The following is a 1,214-nucleotide window of genomic DNA, read 5'->3' as shown; positions in this document are numbered from 1 at the left end:
TGGAGCTGAGACCAGTCGAAGATACCAGCTGGCTGCAACTGTTTATTAAAAACACAGCACTGTGCAAACACGAAAGTGGACGTATACGGTGTGACGCCTGCCCGGTGCCGGAAGGTTAATTGATGGGGTCAGCCGTAAGGCGAAGCTCCTGATCGAAGCCCCGGTAAACGGCGGCCGTAACTATAACGGTCCTAAGGTAGCGAAATTCCTTGTCGGGTAAGTTCCGACCTGCACGAATGGCGTAATGATGGCCAGGCTGTCTCCACCCGAGACTCAGTGAAATTGAACTCGCTGTGAAGATGCAGTGTACCCGCGGCAAGACGGAAAGACCCCGTGAACCTTTACTATAGCTTGACACTGAACATTGAGCCTTGATGTGTAGGATAGGTGGGAGGCTTTGAAGCGTGGACGCCAGTCTGCGTGGAGCCGGCCTTGAAATACCACCCTTTAATGTTTGATGTTCTAACGTGGACCCGTAATCCGGGTTGCGGACAGTGTCTGGTGGGTAGTTTGACTGGGGCGGTCTCCTCCTAAAGAGTAACGGAGGAGCACGAAGGTTGGCTAATCCTGGTCGGACATCAGGAGGTTAGTGCAATGGCATAAGCCAGCTTGACTGCGAGCGTGACGGCGCGAGCAGGTGCGAAAGCAGGTCATAGTGATCCGGTGGTTCTGAATGGAAGGGCCATCGCTCAACGGATAAAAGGTACTCCGGGGATAACAGGCTGATACCGCCCAAGAGTTCATATCGACGGCGGTGTTTGGCACCTCGATGTCGGCTCATCACATCCTGGGGCTGAAGTAGGTCCCAAGGGTATGGCTGTTCGCCATTTAAAGTGGTACGCGAGCTGGGTTTAGAACGTCGTGAGACAGTTCGGTCCCTATCTGCCGTGGGCGCTGGAGAATTGAGGGGGGCTGCTCCTAGTACGAGAGGACCGGAGTGGACGCATCACTGGTGTTCGGGTTGTCATGCCAATGGCACTGCCCGGTAGCTAAATGCGGAAGAGATAAGTGCTGAAAGCATCTAAGCACGAAACTTGCCCCGAGATGAGTTCTCCCTGAGACTTTAGGTCTCCTGAAGGAACGTTGAAGACGACGACGTTGATAGGCCGGGTGTGTAAGCGCAGCGATGCGTTGAGCTAACCGGTACTAATGAACCGTGAGGCTTAACCTTACAACGCCGAAGATGTTTTGGCGGATGAGAGAAGATTTTCAGC

At 53.8% G+C, this 1,214-nt stretch carries 1 rRNA gene; it reads left to right on the top strand.

Annotated features, from left to right (window positions below):
• A 23S ribosomal RNA gene (locus GM30_RS00885) occupies window positions 1–1,171 on the top strand; the annotation flags it as partial.
• Window positions 1,172–1,214: the final 43 nt, after the last annotated feature.

It is taken from the genome of Trabulsiella odontotermitis (assembly GCF_001188485.1).
GTDB classification, from domain to species: domain Bacteria; phylum Pseudomonadota; class Gammaproteobacteria; order Enterobacterales; family Enterobacteriaceae; genus Trabulsiella; species Trabulsiella odontotermitis_A.
Note: the sequence above shows the minus strand (reverse complement) of the source record. Positions and strands in the feature narration are given on the sequence as shown.